This window comes from Methylobacterium sp. 275MFSha3.1 (assembly GCF_900108435.1).
In the GTDB taxonomy this organism is placed as follows: Bacteria; Pseudomonadota; Alphaproteobacteria; order Rhizobiales; family Beijerinckiaceae; genus Methylobacterium.
Map to the genome: position 1 here is coordinate 1 of NZ_FNWP01000023.1, position 15,704 is coordinate 15,704.

Sequence of the window (15,704 nt, forward strand, 5' to 3'; positions counted from 1 at the left end):
CAACCTGTACCTGCTGGGCACCGGCACCGGGCTGGCGCCGTTCCTGTCGATCATCAAGGATCCCGAGGCCTACGACCGGTTCGAGAAGGTCGTGCTGGTCCACGGCTGCCGGCAGGTGCAGGAACTCGCCTACGGCGAGACCATCACCGAGACGCTGCCGCGCCACGAGTTCCTGGGCGAGATGATCTCGAACCAGCTGGTCTACTACCCGACCGTGACCCGCGAGCCGTTCCGCAACCGCGGCCGGATCACCGACCTGATGGTCTCGGGCAAGCTGTTCGAGGATATCGGCCTGCCTCCGATGGCGATCGAGAACGACCGCTTCATGCTCTGCGGCAGCCCCGACATGATCCGCGACACCCGCGAGCTCCTGACGTCGCGCGGCTACGAGGAGGGCAACCACGGCGAGGCCGCCCACTACGTCATCGAGAAGGCCTTCGTCGAGAAATAGCGCACCCGCGCAGGCCGGTTCGGCTTCAGCCCGGTGCGGTCGTCCGCGCCGGGCTTTTCTGTGCCGGTGCGTCCCCGGACCCGGTCGCGGGGGCGGGGCGCAGGATCGCCCCGTATCCGTCCTGCGCGTCGCCGACGAAGCGGATGCCCGCCCCTTCGAGGACCGTGCGGATCGCCGCGAGGGTCCGGCTGCGGGGCTGGACCTGCTCGCTCTCGATCATGTTCAGGGTGACGACGGAGACCGCGGCGCGGCTCGCGAGAACCCCTTGCGTCCACTTGAGAAGTCCGCGGCCGGCGCGGATCTGGGCGGCAGTGATCATGGGCCGGAGATCGCCCGAACTGAAATAATTTTCAAGTTTCCGGTTGACGCAGGCCGAGCGCGACCGTATCCACCGCGCCATCGGCCTGCCGGGCCGGTGATCTGAAGTGACCGCACGCTCCTCGTATCCGCGGCCCGCGCGCCGCGGCGGACGAGTCCGGTTCCCTTCGCAACGGTCGCCGCTGGCATCCGATCGCAGTTCACCGGCGCGGGCCGGAGACGCTCGGTTATCCCTGTCACGGATCCCCCCGAGCCTCATCGACACGCCCGCGTCACCCGAAGCCCCGTTCGGACGGAGCATGGCATGAAACAGCACGACGGCATCGACGTCGCGGCGTTCGCCCGTCCCGGGCTGATGCGACCGTTACGGTCGTATCGCGGGGCTCTCGGCCCGAGAGGCTGAGCGCGTCTCGAGGACCCTGCGGGCCGGCAGGGGACGGTTATCATCGGTAGAGCGCCGCGGGCTTGTCCCGCGGAGGTTGCGGGTTCGATCCCCGCCGGGGGCCGCGAGGTCGCCGGAGCTCATGCCCGTCCCCGACACCACGACCGCAGGGCCCGGCCAGACGACCGGGGCGCCGACCGTGCGCGGATCCCGGCCGACGATGCGGGCCGGAGAGGAACGGTTATCTTCACCGAAGGGAGGTCGCGGGTTCGAATCCCGCCGGGCCGCGAGGCCCGTAGCTCAGCCCGGATAGAGCGCCCGGACACCGTTCCTCACGCCACGCCCGCATCGCCCGGACGCGGGCCGGAAGACGAAGGTTATCGGGATCCGAGGGGTGCGGGTGCGAGTCCCGCCGGGTCGTCAGGCCCGTAGCTCAAGCAGAGCATCGGATAGGCCCCTCGTCGCCGCCACGCCCGCGCCCGGCCGGACGGAACCCCGCCACCGACCACACGAGATACCGGCCGCGCGCGAGCGGCGGTGGACGACGCGCCGCGGCCGCGTCCCCGCCCGACCGCGCGCGCCGGGACGCGCCACCGGCCGGCGATCGGCCGCGATGGAGAGAGGAGAGACCGAGAGGAGCCCGCCATGACGAAGCTCGCACAGATGTTCCGGCTCCGCGCCACCCCGCAGACGGAGCCGATCCCCGGCACGGTGCCGAACGCCGCCGGAGGCCACGCCTTCGCGGTCGGCGATTGGGCGCGGCTCGACCGCTTCCTGGTGCTCGGCTCCGAGGGCGGCTCGTACTACGCGAGCCCGCGCGCCCTGACCGCCGAGAACGCGGCGGCGGTGCAGCGGTGCATCGCGCAGGACGGCGCCCGCGCGGTCGCCGCCATCGTGGCGGTGAGCGAGGGCGGCCGGGCTCCGAAGCCGGATCCGGCGATCTTCGCCCTGGCGCTGGCCGCCGCGTCGGCGGACCTCGCGACCCGGCGCGCGGCGCTCGCGGCCCTGCCGCGGGTCTGCCGCACCGGCACGCACCTGTTCCAGTTCGCCGCCTCCGTCGAGGCGATGCGCGGCTGGGGCCGGGGCCTGCGCCGGGCGGTCGGTGACTGGTACTGCGCCAAGCCCGTGGAGGCCCTGGCCTTCCAGGCGGTGAAGTACCGGACCCGGCAGGGCTGGTCGCACCGCGACCTGCTGCGGCTGGCCCATCCGGAGACGGAGGAGCCCGCCCGGAAGGCGCTGTTCGACTGGATCTGCCGCGGCACCGTGACCGAGGCCGTCCCCGGGATCGTCCACGCCTTCGCGCGGGTGCAGGCGGAGGGCCTCGACGGGGCGGTGGCCGCCGCGCTGGTGCGCTCGCACGGCCTGCCCTGGGAGGCGCTGCCGACCGGGCTGATGGGCAGCCGCGCGGTGAACGAGGCCCTGATCGAGCGGATGCCGGTCGGAGCCCTCGTGCGCCAGCTCGGCCGCCTGACGGCCGCGGGGGTGCTCGCGCCCTTCTCGGAGGGCACCGAGCACGTCCGGGCGGTCCTGTCGGACCGGGAGCGGATCCTCCGGGCGCGCCTGCACTCGATGGCGCTGCTGCTGGCCCTCAAGACCTACGCCTCCGGGCACGGTCAGCGGGGCAAGCTCGCCTGGGAGCCGGTGGCGGCGATCGTCGAGGCGCTGAACGCCGCGTTCTACACGGCGTTCGGCGCGGTCGAGCCCACGGGCCGGCGCCTCGTGCTGGCGCTGGACGTCTCGGGCTCGATGGGCGCCAGCACGGTCGCGGGCTCGACGCTCACGGCCCGGGAGGCGGCCGCCGCGATGGCGCTCGTCACCGCGGCGACCGAGGAGCACTGGCAGGTGCTGGGCTTCACCGCCGAGGCCGGCCGGGCCTGGAGCCAGGGGGCCGCGCTGACGCCGCTGCCGATCGGGCCGTCGACGCGGCTCGATCAGGCGGTGCGGGCGACCGCCGACCTGCCGTTCGGCGCCACCGACTGCGGCCTGCCGATGCGCTGGGCGCTGGAGCGGGGCGTGAAGGCCGACGCGTTCGTGGTCTACACGGACTCGGAGACCTGGGCGGGGCCGGTCCACCCGGTCCAGGCGCTGCGGGCGTACCGGGAGAAGACCGGGATCCCGGCGAAGCTGGTGGTCGTGGGGCTGGTCTCCAACGGCTTCAGCATCGCCGACCCGGAGGATCCCGGCATGCTCGACGTGGTCGGCTTCGACACCGCGGCTCCGGCCGTGATCGCGGATTTCATCCGCGCGTGAGACAGGGGCGGGCGGCTCTTCCGGGCTGCCCGCCCTATTGCTGCGGGACGCCCGGCATCCCGTCCGCGAAGGGGCCGCCGCCGGCGCTGAACAGCTTGCGCAGGAAGCCCGGGGCGATCGCCGAGAGCGGGTTCACGCTCACGTCCGGCGAGGCGAGCTTGCCGGAGACGCGGAAATTGACCGCGAACAGGCCCTCGTTGTGGCCGCCGCCCAGCAGCGGCCCGAGCAGCGGCAACTGCGAGGCCACGTTGTTCAGGCCGTAGAGCGGCACGAAGGTGCCAGTCATGTCGGTGCGCTCGCGGCCGGTATCGAGCCAGCCCGACAGGGTGAAGCCCATGGCGGCGTTCGAGATCGCCGCGTCGGTGAAGTCGACGCGGGTGCCGGTGCGCACGAAGTTGGCGCGCATGCGGTCGAAGGTGACGTCGCCCGCGCCCCGGCCCGGGGCGACCCGTCGGCCGCGGGCCGTCTCCGCGTCGGACGGCTCCGGGCCCTGCGCCATGATGCTCGACAGCGCGGGCTCGTTGCGCAGGATGAAGTCGCGGATCTGCACGACGCCGGATTGCGGGCCGTCGTTGAGGCCGATCCCGGCCGTGAGCCGGCCGCCATACATCCGCCGGTACACGTCGACGAACCGCAGCGTCGCGCCGGCATCGGCCGATTCCACCGACAGGGTCGGCACGCCGCGCTCGCCGCGGGTCACCGTGGCGGCGAAGGGAGCCGCGCGGAAGCGCCCGGTGATGTTGGCGGCCCGCAGGGTCTTCCCGTGCAGGGAGAGCTTCAGGTTGGCGCCGGTCAGCGCCTCCTCGTTGAAGCCGGTGACGATGGGCACCTGGATGTCGGCGTCGATATCCTTGGGATTCGCGTCCCGCGCCTCACGGCCGCCCTTGGGATCGGGGGCGCCCAGGGATTTCAGGAACGGCCGGGCGTCGGCCACCGCGCCCCGGACCACGACCTTGTAGCCGCCGCCGGTCCGGTCGAGGCTCACGCGCAGGTCGTCGCCGGGGGACAGCTTGACGCTGCTCAGGTCCGCCCGCTCCAGGCCGCCCTCCTGGGTGATCGAGACGGTGCCGCGGGCGCTCGCCGGGGCCGCGTCGAGGGCGAAGTCGCGCAGGTCGAAGGTCTGGCCGCTGTCGACCAGGGTGAAGGTGAGCCGTCCCGGCTTGCCCGGGGGCTTGGTCAGCCCCGGGACCAGCCCGTCGATCCCGGCCTTCGCCAGATCCGCCTCGACCCGGATCGGCGGCTTGCCGGATCCCGGCCGGCCGATCTGCACCACCGCGCGGACCGGGATGGTGCCGGTGAGCTGCGGCGCGGTCGGCAAGCCCTTGCGGCCGCGGACCGCCTCGTCGAGCGACACGTTGACCACCGCCTCGCCGGGCTGCCCGACCTTCGGCTGGCGCAGGTCGACCGACATGGGCGCGCCCGCGACCCGGCCATCGCCCTTCAGCGTGAAGGCGCCCCGGTCGTAGACGAGGTTGAACCGGCCCGACTCGAGCCGGTCCCGGCCCATCACCTTGTCGACCGCGAGGTCGGCCAGCGAGCCGGTCAGCGTCACCGGCAGGTCCGGCAGGTCGGGGATGTGCTTGAGGTCGAGGGGGAAGTCGACGCGCAGGTCGGCGCTGCCCTTGATCGTGGCGGGGTCGAGGTCGACGCTCATCACGCTCTTGAACAGCTTGGCCTGGAGCACGGAGGCCATGCCGTCGGCGCCGCCGGAGAGCCGCATCCCGATCTGGGCCACGACCCGGTCCGGGGTGATCTGCGGGATGACGAAGCTGCCGTCCGAGATGGCGAGCCCGCGCCCGTCCGGCCCGTGGACCTCGGCGGTCACGTTGCGCACCGTGGTCGAGCGCCCGGTGATCACGCCGACGACGTTGCCCTTGGTCACCGGCGGGGAATCGGCGGTGACGTCGATGGCCGCGTCCGAGACGTGGAAGTCGATGTGGACCGCGTCGTCCGGGGCGGGGTCGCCCCGGGTGGCGGCCGCCAGGACCGCCCCGGACATCTTCACCTTGATGTCGACGGAATCGACCCGGCCGCGCCGGAGCTGGTCCACCAGGTAGGTGCGGGCCGGCGGCGCGATGTGCTCCGGCCAGAGCCGCAGCCCGGTACGGACCTCGCCGTCGTGGCCGGCGAGGTGCAGGGTCAGGCCGCCGTCGTCGGCGCTCGTGCCGATCGTCCCGGTGATGGCGCCCTTCACGCCGGGCCCCGACAGGGTCAGCGCGTCGATGGAGATCCCGCCGTCGCGGCCGGAGAGCTGCGCGTCCAGGGCGTCGATCTTCACCGGCGCGTCCTGCGGGGTCGCCCCGCGTAAGGTGGCGTCGCGGCTCGCCAGCGTCGCGGTCCAGGTCGTGCTCGCGCCCGCGGGGCTGCCCGTCCACGTCCCCGCGAGGTGCACGGCGTTGCCGGCCCCGCGATAGTCCAGGCCAGTGAGCGACATCACGCGGTTGGCCTCGTCCCAGTCCAGGGAGGCGTCGAGGCTCTCGACCGTGACCGGGTTGAAGTCCTTCTCCTCGATCAGGAACGTGCCGTCGCCGGTGTGGAGCTTGGCGTTCATGGTCCGGATGCGGCCGGCCGTCAGGCTCACGTCGGCGCGGGCCGAGACCTTCAGGTCCGTGGTCAGCGGCAGGCCGGACTGGCCCGAGAGCAGCAGGAGATCCGTGACCGGCAGGTCGTCGAGGGTGATGACGCCCGAGCGCTCCTGCCCGTCCGCGCCGTCGCGCAGCGTGCCGCCGAAGCGCCACTCGCCGTGCGGCCCGTCGAGCCGCAATTCGAAGTTCCGGGTGCCGTTGACCGGGTCGCGCCCGAACAGGCCGTTGACCCGCGCGAAGACCGCGCGCTCGCGGCCGTCCTCGTCGATCAGCCGCAGCCGCGCGTCGGTGACGCGCGCGCGGTCGAGGGCGCCGACCACGCCGCCCGGATCGAGGACGACCCCGAAGATCGACGCGATCGCGGCCGAGAGCGGCGAGACGGTGCCGCGCACCCCGTCCACGCTCGGCGGCGTGTGCGGCGCGACGTCGACCGGGTGGTTGGCCTCCGAGGCCGCGAAGGCGATGGAGCCGTCCCGGTGCAGCAGCGCGGTGGTCTGCGTCTCGCGGAACTCGATCGAGCGCGGCTGCAGGTTGAGCCGCAGGAGCCCCCAGGGGTCGAGGCTGACGAGCGCCAGGGGCGCGCGCACCACGAGGTCGCCCTGCGGGTTGCGGATGTCGAGGCCGGAGAAGCGCAGGCTGAGCGCGTTCTCGCGGTCGAGCTCGAGGCTGCTGCCGCGCAGCCCGATGCTCCAGCCGGGCCCGATCCGCTCGGCCACGGCGGCGGCGACGCGGCGCGACAGGCCGTCGATCTGGAGCGGCCCGTTCGACAGGCGCAGGGCCACGAGGCCGACACCGGCGCCGACGAGCAGCACCAGCGCGAGGGCGCTCACGAGGCAGACGCCGCCGACGCGTCGCGCCTTCCCCCGAGGCCTGCATGCCGGCGTTGTCTCGTCCGCCATCGGGACCTTTGTTCCGGGGTCTCTGCGCGCGGCGCCCTCGGGCTCCGCGGCCGGTGGATCGAAGCGCGCCCGCGCTTTACAGCGGCCGCGACTCCGGGCTTGGCTCGGACGTGCGCGGTGCCATCGCTCGAGCCCGCGCACGAGATCGGTTGCACATCATCAATCGGCCGAAAGGAAGGCACGATGCCGCTGTCAGAGGGGGATCCCGCCCCCGATTTCGACCTTCCCGCCTCGGGCGGAGGGCGCGTCGGACTGTCCGCGCTCCGCGGTCACAAAGTCGTGCTCTACTTCTACCCGAAGGACGACACGAGCGGATGCACGCTGGAGGCGCAGGACTTCAACGGCCTGCTGCCGGCCTTCGCGGAGGCGGACGCCAAGGTCGTCGGCCTGTCGCCGGACCCGGTGAAGAGCCACGACAAGTTCTGCAGCAAGTACGGGCTGACCTTCCCGCTCGCCGCCGACGAGGACAAGACCGTGCTCGAGGCCTACGGCGTCTGGGTCGAGAAGAGCATGTACGGGCGCAAGTACATGGGCGTGGAGCGCACCACCGTCCTGATCGACCGGGAGGGGCGCGTCGCCAGGATCTGGCCGAAGGTGAAGGTGCCCGGCCACGCCGAGGCCGTCCTGGCGGCCGCGCGCGCCCTGCCCTGACGTCCCCTTGACGTCCCCCCTGACGCCCGGCGCGCGACGGATCCTTAACCCTACTAAGGCCTGAATGGCGGCTCCTCCGGTGCCGTTCCGATGCAGCTTCCGAAGTTCCCCGCGCGTCTCAGGCCGCACCGGCCAGCCCCCTGGCTCGCCGCCGGCCTCGCCCTGGCGGTGGCCTGGGCGCTCGGGGCCTCTTGCCTGATCGTGTTCCACGACGACGTGCTCGCCGGGTTCGTGGCCCGGCAGGCCGCCCTGCGCGACGCCTACGAGGCGCGCATCGGCGAGCTCCAGGACCGCCTCGACCGCGACCGGAGCGACCGGGCGGGGAGCGAGGCGGGTCTGGCCGACCGGGTCGCGGCCGCCCTGGAGCGCCAGGCCGAGCTGGAGCGGCGCACGGCCGCCCTCGCCGACCTGGAGCGGCAGGCCCTGCCCGACCCGTCCACGACCGGCGCCCTACCCGGGCAGCCCGGCGCTGCGCCCGGTGGGAGCTACGACGATCTCTTCCTGCGTCCGACTGAGGGTGCGGCTCCGGCGCCGCGCTCCGCCCGCGATCCCCTGCCCCGCCGCGGCGCGCGCGAGGCCGAGACCGGCCTGATCCGGCTGGAGGCCCGGCTCGACGGCCTGCAGGCGGCCCAGGGCGAGCGCCTCGCCGGGCTGGCCGCCCGGGCCGGGGACGCGGTGCGGCGGCTGCGCGGCCTGATCGGCCGCACCGGTCTCGACCCCGACCGCCTCGATCCCGACCGCACCGGCGCGGCCGCGCCGGCCGCCGGGCTGGGCGGACCGTTCGTGCCCCTCGACGGCCGCGCCCTGGACGGCACCGGCTTCGCGGAGGGCCTCGCCCTGGCCCGGCGCGCGCTCGACGACGGCGAGCGCCTGCGCCGGCTCGCCGCCACCCTGCCCCTGGCACGCCCGATCCGGGGAGGCGCGACCGTGTCGAGCCCGTTCGGCACGCGCCTCGACCCCTTCACCCGCGGCCTCGCCCTGCATACCGGGCTGGACCTGAAGGCGGAGTACGGCGAGCCCGCCCGCGCCACCGCGCCGGGCCGGGTGATCGCCGCCGAGGCCGCGGGCGGCTACGGCAACATGGTCGAGATCGACCACGGCCACGGCGTCACCACGCGGTTCGGCCACCTCGCCCGCATCGCGGTCCGCCCCGGGCAGCGCGTGGCCGCGGGCGATGCGGTCGGCGCCGTCGGCTCAACGGGGCGCTCTACCGGGGCGCATCTCCACTACGAGACCCGCATCGACGGCGAGCCGGTGGATCCGCAGCGCTTCCTGGAGGCCGGCGCCACCGTCGCGGCGGCCGGACCCGGCGCCGACTGAGTCCGTCGCTGCGCCGGTCGCCCTGTGCCGGTCGCCCTGTGCCGGCCTCCGAGTCCCCGAGGCAGGCCGGCCTGGCATCGGCCGTGACGCCCGCGCGGGGATGGCCTTCCGGGCCGGACCTGTTGCGGGCGGCCGGCCCGGTGCTACGATCCGGCCGAGGTGGGGATCGGCGATGGCTCTGGCCGCGAAGCGCGACGCGCGGATGGATGTGTCCGAGTTCAGGCTCTGGGTGGAGGGCCGGCCCGCGCACGAGCGCTGGGAGCTGCTCGATGGCGAGCCCGTGCTCATGGCGCCGCCGCGGGAGCGGCATCAGGCAATCGTCGCGAACCTGATCCGCCGAATTGGCGACTTCGCGGATGCCAAGGGCTGCCGCGCCATGCCGGGGCTGGCGATCCTCAGCGCCGCGATGGACGATTTCGCCCCGATCCCCGACGTGGTGGTGCGGTGCGGGCCGCCGCTGCCGGAGGGCTACGCCGCCGACCCGCTCCTCGTCGCCGAGGTGCTCTCGCCCTCGACCATGAGTCTCGACCGCGGTCGGAAGATCGACTTCTACCGGACCGTGCCGAGCCTCGCGGTCCTGCTGATCGTCTATTCCGACGAGGCGCGGGTCGAGGTCTGGCGACGCGCGGGCGACGACTGGAGCGTCGCGGCCCTCGGGCTCGACGGCACCGTGTCGCTGCCGGAGCTCGACGGCGCCGTGCCGGTGCGCGACCTCTACCGCGGTCTCGCCTTCTGAGCGGCCGCACCCCACCTGATCGAACGGCGAAGCATCAAGGCACCGACTTGCCCCATTTCGAAGATTTCTACGCGGCCAAGCTGCGCGGCTCCCTCGGCGTGACCGACGCCGAGTCGGTGCTCGACCTGCGCGGCACCAATCGGGCGACCGCCGAGGCCTCGCTCAAGGACATGCTGGAGCGCAGCCGCTTCGCCAAGGGCAAGACCGTGGCGATCCGGCTCGATCCGCCCCCGGAGGGCGGCGGCGAGACCCTGTTCCAGCCGGCCGGGCGCCTGCTCCTCGACGCGAAGCGCCGCGGCCTGATCGAGCGCCTGCAGACCCTGCCGGCCCAGGACGGGCTCGGCTTCTACGTGGCGCTCACCGGCCGCGCCGACCGGACGCCCATGTAGGGCGGCCACGGAGGTTGTGCCGGCAACGGATCGGGTGCGCGCCGCCGGGCGTTGAACGCTCCCGCTCCACAGGATGCCGCCCGTGCCCGACACCCGATTCCCCGAAGCCGGGTCCCGCCGATGAGGACCCTTCCCGGCGGCCGCAACGCGATCGAGCGCATCGCCCGCTTCGGCTACGGCGCCCGCGGCGTGGTCTACATCGTGGTCGGCGCCCTGGCCCTGCTGGCGGCCCTGGGGCATGGCGGCCGGGCCGGCGACAGCAAGGACGCGCTCCGCGCCGTCATGGCCGGGCCGTTCGGCGCGGCCGTCGTCGGCCTGATCGCCCTCGGCCTCGCCGGCTTCGCCCTCTGGCGCCTCGTCGAGGGCATCACCGATGCCGACCGGCGGGGCACCTCCGCCAAGGGCCTCGCGGTGCGCGGTGCCCACCTGATCAGCGCCGGGCTCTACCTCGGTCTCGCCGCCAGCGCGGCCTCGCTCAGCCTCGGCCTGGGCATGAGCGGCGGCGACGGCGTGCATGACGGTACCGCGTGGCTCCTGAGCAAGCCCTTCGGCCGCTGGCTCGTGGCCCTCGTCGGCCTCGCGGTCGTCGGCGGCGGGTTCGGCTTCCTCGGCAAGGCGTGGCGCGGGGACGTCACCGACCGGCTCGCCCTCGACGCCCGGGCCCGGGACCGCTGGGCCGGCCCGATCGGCCGGTTCGGCTACGCGGCGCGGGGCCTCGCCTTCCTGATCATCGGCGGGTTCCTCGTGGCCGCCGCGTGGCACCAGCGCTCCTCGGATGCCAAGGGTCTGGCCGAGGCCTTCGCGCTGCTGCGCGCACAACCCTACGGCTGGATCCTGCTCGGGCTCGTGGCGGCCGGCCACGCCGCCTTCGGGGCCTTCGGGCTGATCCAGGCCCGCTACCGGCACATCGACGCCCCCGACATCGACCGGGTGGACGACGCGGCCGGTGCGGCGGCCCGGGCGCTGGGCTGAGGCCGGCGCCGCCTCCGGCCCCGGCTCCGGCCCTGGGCGGGCCGCGTTGACAGGGCCGGTGCCGCGGCGGATACCCCCGGCATCCCATCCGGCTCCCGATGCAGCAGCGCCTCTACAAGACCGCGGTGATGGTGACCCACGACCTCGCGGCGACCGCTGCCGCCGTGGTGCTCACCTTCCTGTTCCGCTTCCAGGGCGGCATGCTGGCCGAGCGTCTGCACGCCCTGCCCCTGCTGCTGCCGCCGTTCCTCGTCCTCGCCGGCCTCGTCTACGGCCGCTTCCGGCTCTACCGGACCAAGTGGCGCTTCGCCTCGTTGCAGGACCTCGCCGGCATCGTCCGGGCGGCCAGCGTCCTGGCCCTCGCGCTCCTGGTGATCGACTGGGTGCTGGTCTCGTCCGACCTCTACGGCTTCTACTTCTTCGGCAAGATCGCGATCCTGCTCTACTGGGTGCTGCAGATCTTCTTCCTGGGCGGTACGCGCCTGGCGTTCCGCTACCTGAAAGACACCCGCTCCCGGCAGTCGAGCGCGCGGGCCGCCACCGTCCCGACCCTGCTCCTCGGGCGCGGCGCCGACATGGACGTGCTGATCCGCGCCATCGAGGCGGGCTCGGTGCGGAAGCTCGCGCCGCGGGGCATCCTGTCGCCCCGGGCGGACGAGCGCGGCCAGTTCATGCGCGGCGTGCCGGTGCTCGGCGGCTTCCCGGATCTCGAGCGGGTGGTCGCCGACCTCGCCGCGCGCGGCGAGCCGGTGCGGCGGCTCGTGGCCGCCCCGAGCGCCCTGGTGCCGGAGGCGGCGCCCGACGACCTGATCGCCCGCGCCCGGCGCCTCGGCCTGCCCCTCGCCCGGGTCGTCGGCCTCGGCGAGGGCGTGCAGGGTCCGGAACTGGCGCCGCTGGAGATCGAGGACCTGCTGCTGCGGCCGACCGTCGCCATCGACCGGCCGCGCCTGGAGGCGTTCCTCGCCGGCCGCCGGGTCGTGGTGACCGGCGGCGGCGGGTCGATCGGCTCGGAGATCTGCCTGCGGGCCGTGGCCTTCGGGTCCGCCGCCGTGCTGGTGCTCGAATCCTCCGAGCCGGCGCTCCACGGCATCCTCAGCCACCCCGCGATCCTGGCCGCCGAGACCGCCGTGACGGGGGTGCTGGCCGATATCCGCGACCGTGAGCGGACCCACGCGGTGATCGCGGCGTTCCGGCCCGACTACGTGCTCCACGCCGCCGCGCTGAAGCAGGTGCCCTACCTGGAGCGGGACTGGCAGGAGGGCATCAAGACCAACGTGTTCGGCTCGATCAACGTCGCCGAGGCGGCGGTGGCGGCGGGCGCGCGGGCGCTCGTGATGATCTCCACCGACAAGGCGATCGAGCCGGTCTCGCAGCTCGGCGTCACCAAGCGCTTCGCCGAGATGGTCGCCCAGGCCCTCGACGCCGCGCAGTCGGCGCGGCCGGACCAGCCGACCCGGCTGATCGCCGTGCGGTTCGGCAACGTGCTGGGCTCCGTGGGCTCGGTCGTGCCGGTCTTCAAGGCGCAGATCGCCCGGGGCGGCCCGGTCACCGTCACCCACCCGGACATGGTCCGCTACTTCATGACGGTGCGCGAGGCCTGCGACCTCGTGCTGACGGCCGCCTCGCACGCCGACGGCGAGGCCCGGACGGGCGCGGAGCGCGCCGCGGTCTACGTGCTCAAGATGGGGCAGCCGGTGCGGATCGCCGACCTCGCCGAGCGGATGATCCGGCTGGCCGGCTTCGAGCCTGGCACCGAGATCGAGATCGCCTATACCGGCGCCCGGCCCGGCGAGCGGCTCAACGAGATCCTGTTCGCCCGCGAGGAGCCCCGGATCGCCCTGCCGGGCATCGACGGGGTGATGGCGGCGCGGCCGGTCTTCGCCGATCGGGACCGGCTCGACGCCTGGGTGGCGCGGCTGCGCGACGCCGTGGCGGCCGGCGACCGGGCGGCCGCCGAGGCCGTGTTCGAGGCGGCCATCCCGCATTTCCGCGAGCGCGCCGTCCTCCGCCCCGGGCCGCCCCAGGAAGCCGCGGAGCCGGCCGCGGAGCCGGTCGGCGACCCGCCGCGCGCCGCCGCACCCGCCGCCCTCGGCTGATCCGGGCGACCTCGGAAACGCGTCCCGGGACCGCTCCGATCCTCACACCGTGGCGATCGGCGTCGTCGGCGAGCCGACGGCGCCGGGCAGACGCAGCGGCGGGGCGGTGAGCAGGAAGCGGCTGCGGCCGCGGGCCCGCAGCCAGTCGGCCAGCGGCGTCAGGTGCCACAGCTCGCCGAGATTGACCCCGAGCTTGAACAGGCAGTGCTCGTGGAGCGGCAGCGTCGCGCAGCAGGCGGGGCCGGGGCCGGCCGGGTAGGCCTCCACCGCGTAGTTGTCGGCGATCAGCGCGCAGAGCCCGGTGCGGGTGATCCAGTCGAGGAGGCGCGGGTCGCGCCCGTCGAGGCCGGCGCAGAGGGTGTGGACGAGCTTCGGGTCCGGCGCGCCGCCCATGGCGATCAGCCGCTCGGCGAAGCCCGTGTGCAGGCAGACCATGTCGCCCGGCTCCACCACGACGCCGTCGGCCTCCAGGATCCGGGCGAGCTCGTCGTAGCCGACGCGTGTCCTGGCGTCGCCGAGATGGGCGCGCAGGTCGATCATCACGGCGCGGCCCTGCATGCCGGTCTCGGCGAGGCGCTCGATCCCGAGGCGCTTCGCCCGGGACGGCTCATCCGCCGCCTCCGGCGCGCTCGGCCCGACGATGTCGCGGCCGCCGCGGAACCCGTTGTAGAAGGTCGGTGCGGCGCCCGCCCCGTCCGCGTCGAACAGCGAGCCGACATGGGCGAGCGAGTCCCATTGCGTCGAGTATTGCAGGTGGATCAGCGCGCGGTCGTCGCAGATCACGTCGGTGGCGCCGTCGACCTCCTCGCAGACCGGGAAGTTCATGTTCGGCCGGCCGTTGGCGCGGCGCGTCGGGGTGATCTGCGGCGGGTGGCGGCGCGGGTTCAGGACGTTGCCGCCCGGCAGGTCCAGCGGCAGGCTGAGGCAGAAGGTGACCCCTTCGCGCACCTCGGCAACGCCCTGCAGCACCTTCTCGGGGGTGAGCAGGTTCAGGCGCCCCAGCTCGTCGTCGGGGCCGAAATCCCCCCAGGTCGAGCACTCGGGCCGCCGCGTCCAGCGCAGGGTCATGCCTGTGGTTCCCCTGCCCGTGCCGGCCGCGGAGCGGGCCGCTTCCCGAGGCTCCGGGGCCGCGGTCCGGGGCGAACCCCGGCCGCGGCCGAGCGTGCGTTCCTCACCGGACCGTGCCCTTCTTCGAGGCCGCCGGGCCCGCGCTTCGCAGGGCCGCGGCGAGCCTAGGATGCGGCGGCGCGCGGCGATACCCCGGGCGGAAAACGACTCGGTGCAAACGTCACCGGCCGGTCCCGACCGGCCCCTTGTGATCCGTCGGAGCGCGGGTACAGTCCGGGCCAAGCCCGCGAATATAAAATTCGGGCACTGGGATGAGGGAACGCCGATGTCCGAGACCGTGCGCGCCGCCGCCCGGGTTGCCCCGATTCGGCGCACGCTGCCCGCGCTGATCGCCGCGGGGCTGGTCGCCGCCGGGCCCGTCCGGGCCGCGGACCCGATCAAGATCGGGGTGATCGCCGAGGCGCAGTCGGTGGCCGGGGCCTCGATCCCGCAGGCGGTCCAGCTCGCCGCCGACGAGATCAACGCCAAGGGCGGCATCGACGGGCGCCAGATCCAGGTCGTCACCTACGACGACAAGTCCTCCGCCTCCGACGCGGTCCGCGCCTTCCAGCGGGCGGTCTCCGAGGACAAGGTCAACCTCGTCATCGCCAGCTACATCTCCGAGGTCGTGCTGGCGCTGATGCCCTGGGCGGCCCGGCTCAAGACGCCGATGATCACGCCCGGCGCGGCCTCGAACGAGATCAGCGTCGCGGTCCACAAGGACTACGCGCGCAACAAGTACACCTTCCACGGCTACCTGACCTCGCACGCCCTGGCGCAGGCGGTCTGCGATTCCGCCAAGGAGGTGCTGGTCGAGAAGCTCAAGGCCAAGACCGCCGCGATCATGAGCGAGGACGCGGCCTGGACCCGGCCGCTGGACGCCGCCTACCAGGAATGCCTGCCGAAATCCGGGCTCAAGGTGGTCGAGCACGTCCGCTTCTCGCCGGACACGGGCGACTTCACGCCGATCTACAACAAGATCGAGGCGGCCAAGCCCGACCTGATCGTCACCGGCATCGCCCATGTCGGCGTGCAGCCGACCGTGCAGTGGCAGAACCAGCAGGTGCCGATCGCCATGACGGGGATCAGCGGCCAGGCGACCTCCTCGACCTTCTGGGCCAACACCAACGGCGGCACGCAGGGCGTGCTGTTCGACAGCGTGGCGGTGCCGGGCGTGGCGCTCACCGAGAAGACGATCCCGTTCGCCGAGGCCTTCACCAAGCGCTTCGGCGGCGCGCCGTCCTACGCGGGCTACATGGCGTACGACGCCACGCACTACGCGGCGGAGGCGGTCAAGCGGGCGGGCTCCACGGAGGCCGACAAGCTCGTCGACGCCCTGGAGAAGACCGACTACGTCGGCACCGTCGGGCGCCTGAAATTCTACGGCAAGGACGAGCCGTTCACGCACTCGATCCAGTACGGGCCCGGCCTCATGACCAGCGTCCTCGGGCAGTGGCAGAACGGCAAGCAGGTGGCGATCTGGCCGGCCACCACCGCCAACGGGACCATGATCCTGCCCCCTGCGGTGAAGGCGGCGGGACGGTAACC

Annotated in this window: 11 protein-coding genes, 2 tRNA genes and 1 pseudogene; 11 read left to right on the forward strand and 3 right to left on the reverse strand. The window is 73.8% G+C overall.

Annotated features, from left to right (window positions below; genetic code table 11):
* Positions 1-451, forward strand: a pseudogene (locus tag BLW78_RS23605) (ferredoxin--NADP reductase); the annotation flags it as partial.
* A 25-nt stretch (positions 452-476) separates the two neighbouring features.
* On the opposite strand, the gene BLW78_RS23610 reads toward BLW78_RS23605, so the two are convergent.
* The gene (locus tag BLW78_RS23610) at positions 477-770 is read right to left on the reverse strand and encodes a helix-turn-helix domain-containing protein (protein WP_056524084.1); all 294 of its coding nucleotides are present in this window, start codon (positions 768-770) and stop codon (positions 477-479) included.
* A gap of 603 nt (positions 771-1,373) precedes the next feature.
* Here BLW78_RS23610 and BLW78_RS31495 point away from each other — a divergent pair.
* From BLW78_RS31495 to BLW78_RS23615, 3 genes are all read left to right on the forward strand, one after another.
* Positions 1,374-1,440: transfer RNA gene (locus BLW78_RS31495), tRNA-OTHER, on the forward strand.
* Positions 1,441-1,572: transfer RNA gene (locus BLW78_RS31500), tRNA-OTHER, on the forward strand. It abuts the tRNA gene before it with no gap.
* A 224-nt stretch (positions 1,573-1,796) separates the two neighbouring features.
* The gene (locus BLW78_RS23615) at positions 1,797-3,401 is read left to right on the forward strand and encodes a TROVE domain-containing protein (protein WP_091682452.1); all 1,605 of its coding nucleotides are present in this window, start codon (positions 1,797-1,799) and stop codon (positions 3,399-3,401) included.
* A gap of 34 nt (positions 3,402-3,435) precedes the next feature.
* Here BLW78_RS23615 and BLW78_RS23620 read toward each other — a convergent pair whose 3' ends face one another.
* Positions 3,436-6,816, reverse strand: coding sequence for a DUF3971 domain-containing protein (locus BLW78_RS23620; RefSeq protein WP_091682454.1), 3,381 nt, complete (start codon positions 6,814-6,816; stop codon positions 3,436-3,438).
* Between the two features lie 252 nt (positions 6,817-7,068).
* Between BLW78_RS23620 and BLW78_RS23625 the strand changes: the two genes are divergently transcribed.
* The 6 genes from BLW78_RS23625 to BLW78_RS23650 all read left to right on the forward strand — a co-directional run bounded on the left by BLW78_RS23625 (position 7,069) and on the right by BLW78_RS23650 (position 13,049).
* Positions 7,069-7,536, forward strand: coding sequence for a peroxiredoxin (locus BLW78_RS23625; protein WP_091682455.1), 468 nt, complete (start codon positions 7,069-7,071; stop codon positions 7,534-7,536).
* 90 nt (positions 7,537-7,626) lie between these two features.
* Positions 7,627-8,856, forward strand: coding sequence for a M23 family metallopeptidase (locus BLW78_RS23630; protein WP_091682457.1), 1,230 nt, complete (start codon positions 7,627-7,629; stop codon positions 8,854-8,856).
* 172 nt (positions 8,857-9,028) lie between these two features.
* A complete protein-coding gene (locus BLW78_RS23635; RefSeq protein WP_091682459.1) occupies positions 9,029-9,592 on the forward strand; it encodes a Uma2 family endonuclease in 564 nt (187 codons plus the stop codon).
* 47 nt (positions 9,593-9,639) lie between these two features.
* Positions 9,640-9,981: a hypothetical protein gene (locus BLW78_RS23640; RefSeq protein WP_020096438.1), complete on the forward strand. Its 342-nt coding sequence runs from the start codon at positions 9,640-9,642 to the stop codon at positions 9,979-9,981.
* Positions 9,982-10,101: 120 nt separating this feature from the next.
* Entirely contained in the window at positions 10,102-10,953 is an 852-nt protein-coding gene (locus BLW78_RS23645; RefSeq protein WP_091682461.1) for a DUF1206 domain-containing protein, read from the forward strand.
* 98 nt (positions 10,954-11,051) lie between these two features.
* Positions 11,052-13,049, forward strand: coding sequence for an SDR family NAD(P)-dependent oxidoreductase (locus BLW78_RS23650; protein WP_091682462.1), 1,998 nt, complete (start codon positions 11,052-11,054; stop codon positions 13,047-13,049).
* Positions 13,050-13,091: 42 nt separating this feature from the next.
* Here BLW78_RS23650 and BLW78_RS23655 read toward each other — a convergent pair whose 3' ends face one another.
* Complete coding sequence (locus tag BLW78_RS23655; RefSeq protein WP_091682464.1) at positions 13,092-14,117, reverse strand: cyclase family protein; 1,026 nt, start codon at positions 14,115-14,117, stop codon at positions 13,092-13,094.
* 325 nt (positions 14,118-14,442) lie between these two features.
* Between BLW78_RS23655 and BLW78_RS23660 the strand changes: the two genes are divergently transcribed.
* On the forward strand, positions 14,443-15,702 hold the full coding sequence (locus BLW78_RS23660) for an ABC transporter substrate-binding protein (protein ID WP_091682466.1): 1,260 nt from the start codon (positions 14,443-14,445) through the stop codon (positions 15,700-15,702).
* Positions 15,703-15,704: the final 2 nt, after the last annotated feature.

What these genes read in the sequence shown, in the direction of transcription:
- BLW78_RS23610 (WP_056524084.1), bottom strand. Translation starts at nt 770, where the DNA reads ATGATCACTGCCGCCCAGATCCGCGCCGGCCGCGGACTTCTCAAGTGG.
- BLW78_RS23615 (WP_091682452.1), top strand. Translation starts at nt 1,797, where the DNA reads ATGACGAAGCTCGCACAGATGTTCCGGCTCCGCGCCACCCCGCAGACG.
- BLW78_RS23625 (WP_091682455.1), top strand. Translation starts at nt 7,069, where the DNA reads ATGCCGCTGTCAGAGGGGGATCCCGCCCCCGATTTCGACCTTCCCGCC.
- BLW78_RS23630 (WP_091682457.1), top strand. Translation starts at nt 7,627, where the DNA reads ATGCAGCTTCCGAAGTTCCCCGCGCGTCTCAGGCCGCACCGGCCAGCC.
- BLW78_RS23635 (WP_091682459.1), top strand. Translation starts at nt 9,029, where the DNA reads ATGGCTCTGGCCGCGAAGCGCGACGCGCGGATGGATGTGTCCGAGTTC.
- BLW78_RS23645 (WP_091682461.1), top strand. Translation starts at nt 10,102, where the DNA reads ATGAGGACCCTTCCCGGCGGCCGCAACGCGATCGAGCGCATCGCCCGC.
- BLW78_RS23650 (WP_091682462.1), top strand. Translation starts at nt 11,052, where the DNA reads ATGCAGCAGCGCCTCTACAAGACCGCGGTGATGGTGACCCACGACCTC.
- BLW78_RS23655 (WP_091682464.1), bottom strand. Translation starts at nt 14,117, where the DNA reads ATGACCCTGCGCTGGACGCGGCGGCCCGAGTGCTCGACCTGGGGGGAT.
- BLW78_RS23660 (WP_091682466.1), top strand. Translation starts at nt 14,443, where the DNA reads ATGTCCGAGACCGTGCGCGCCGCCGCCCGGGTTGCCCCGATTCGGCGC.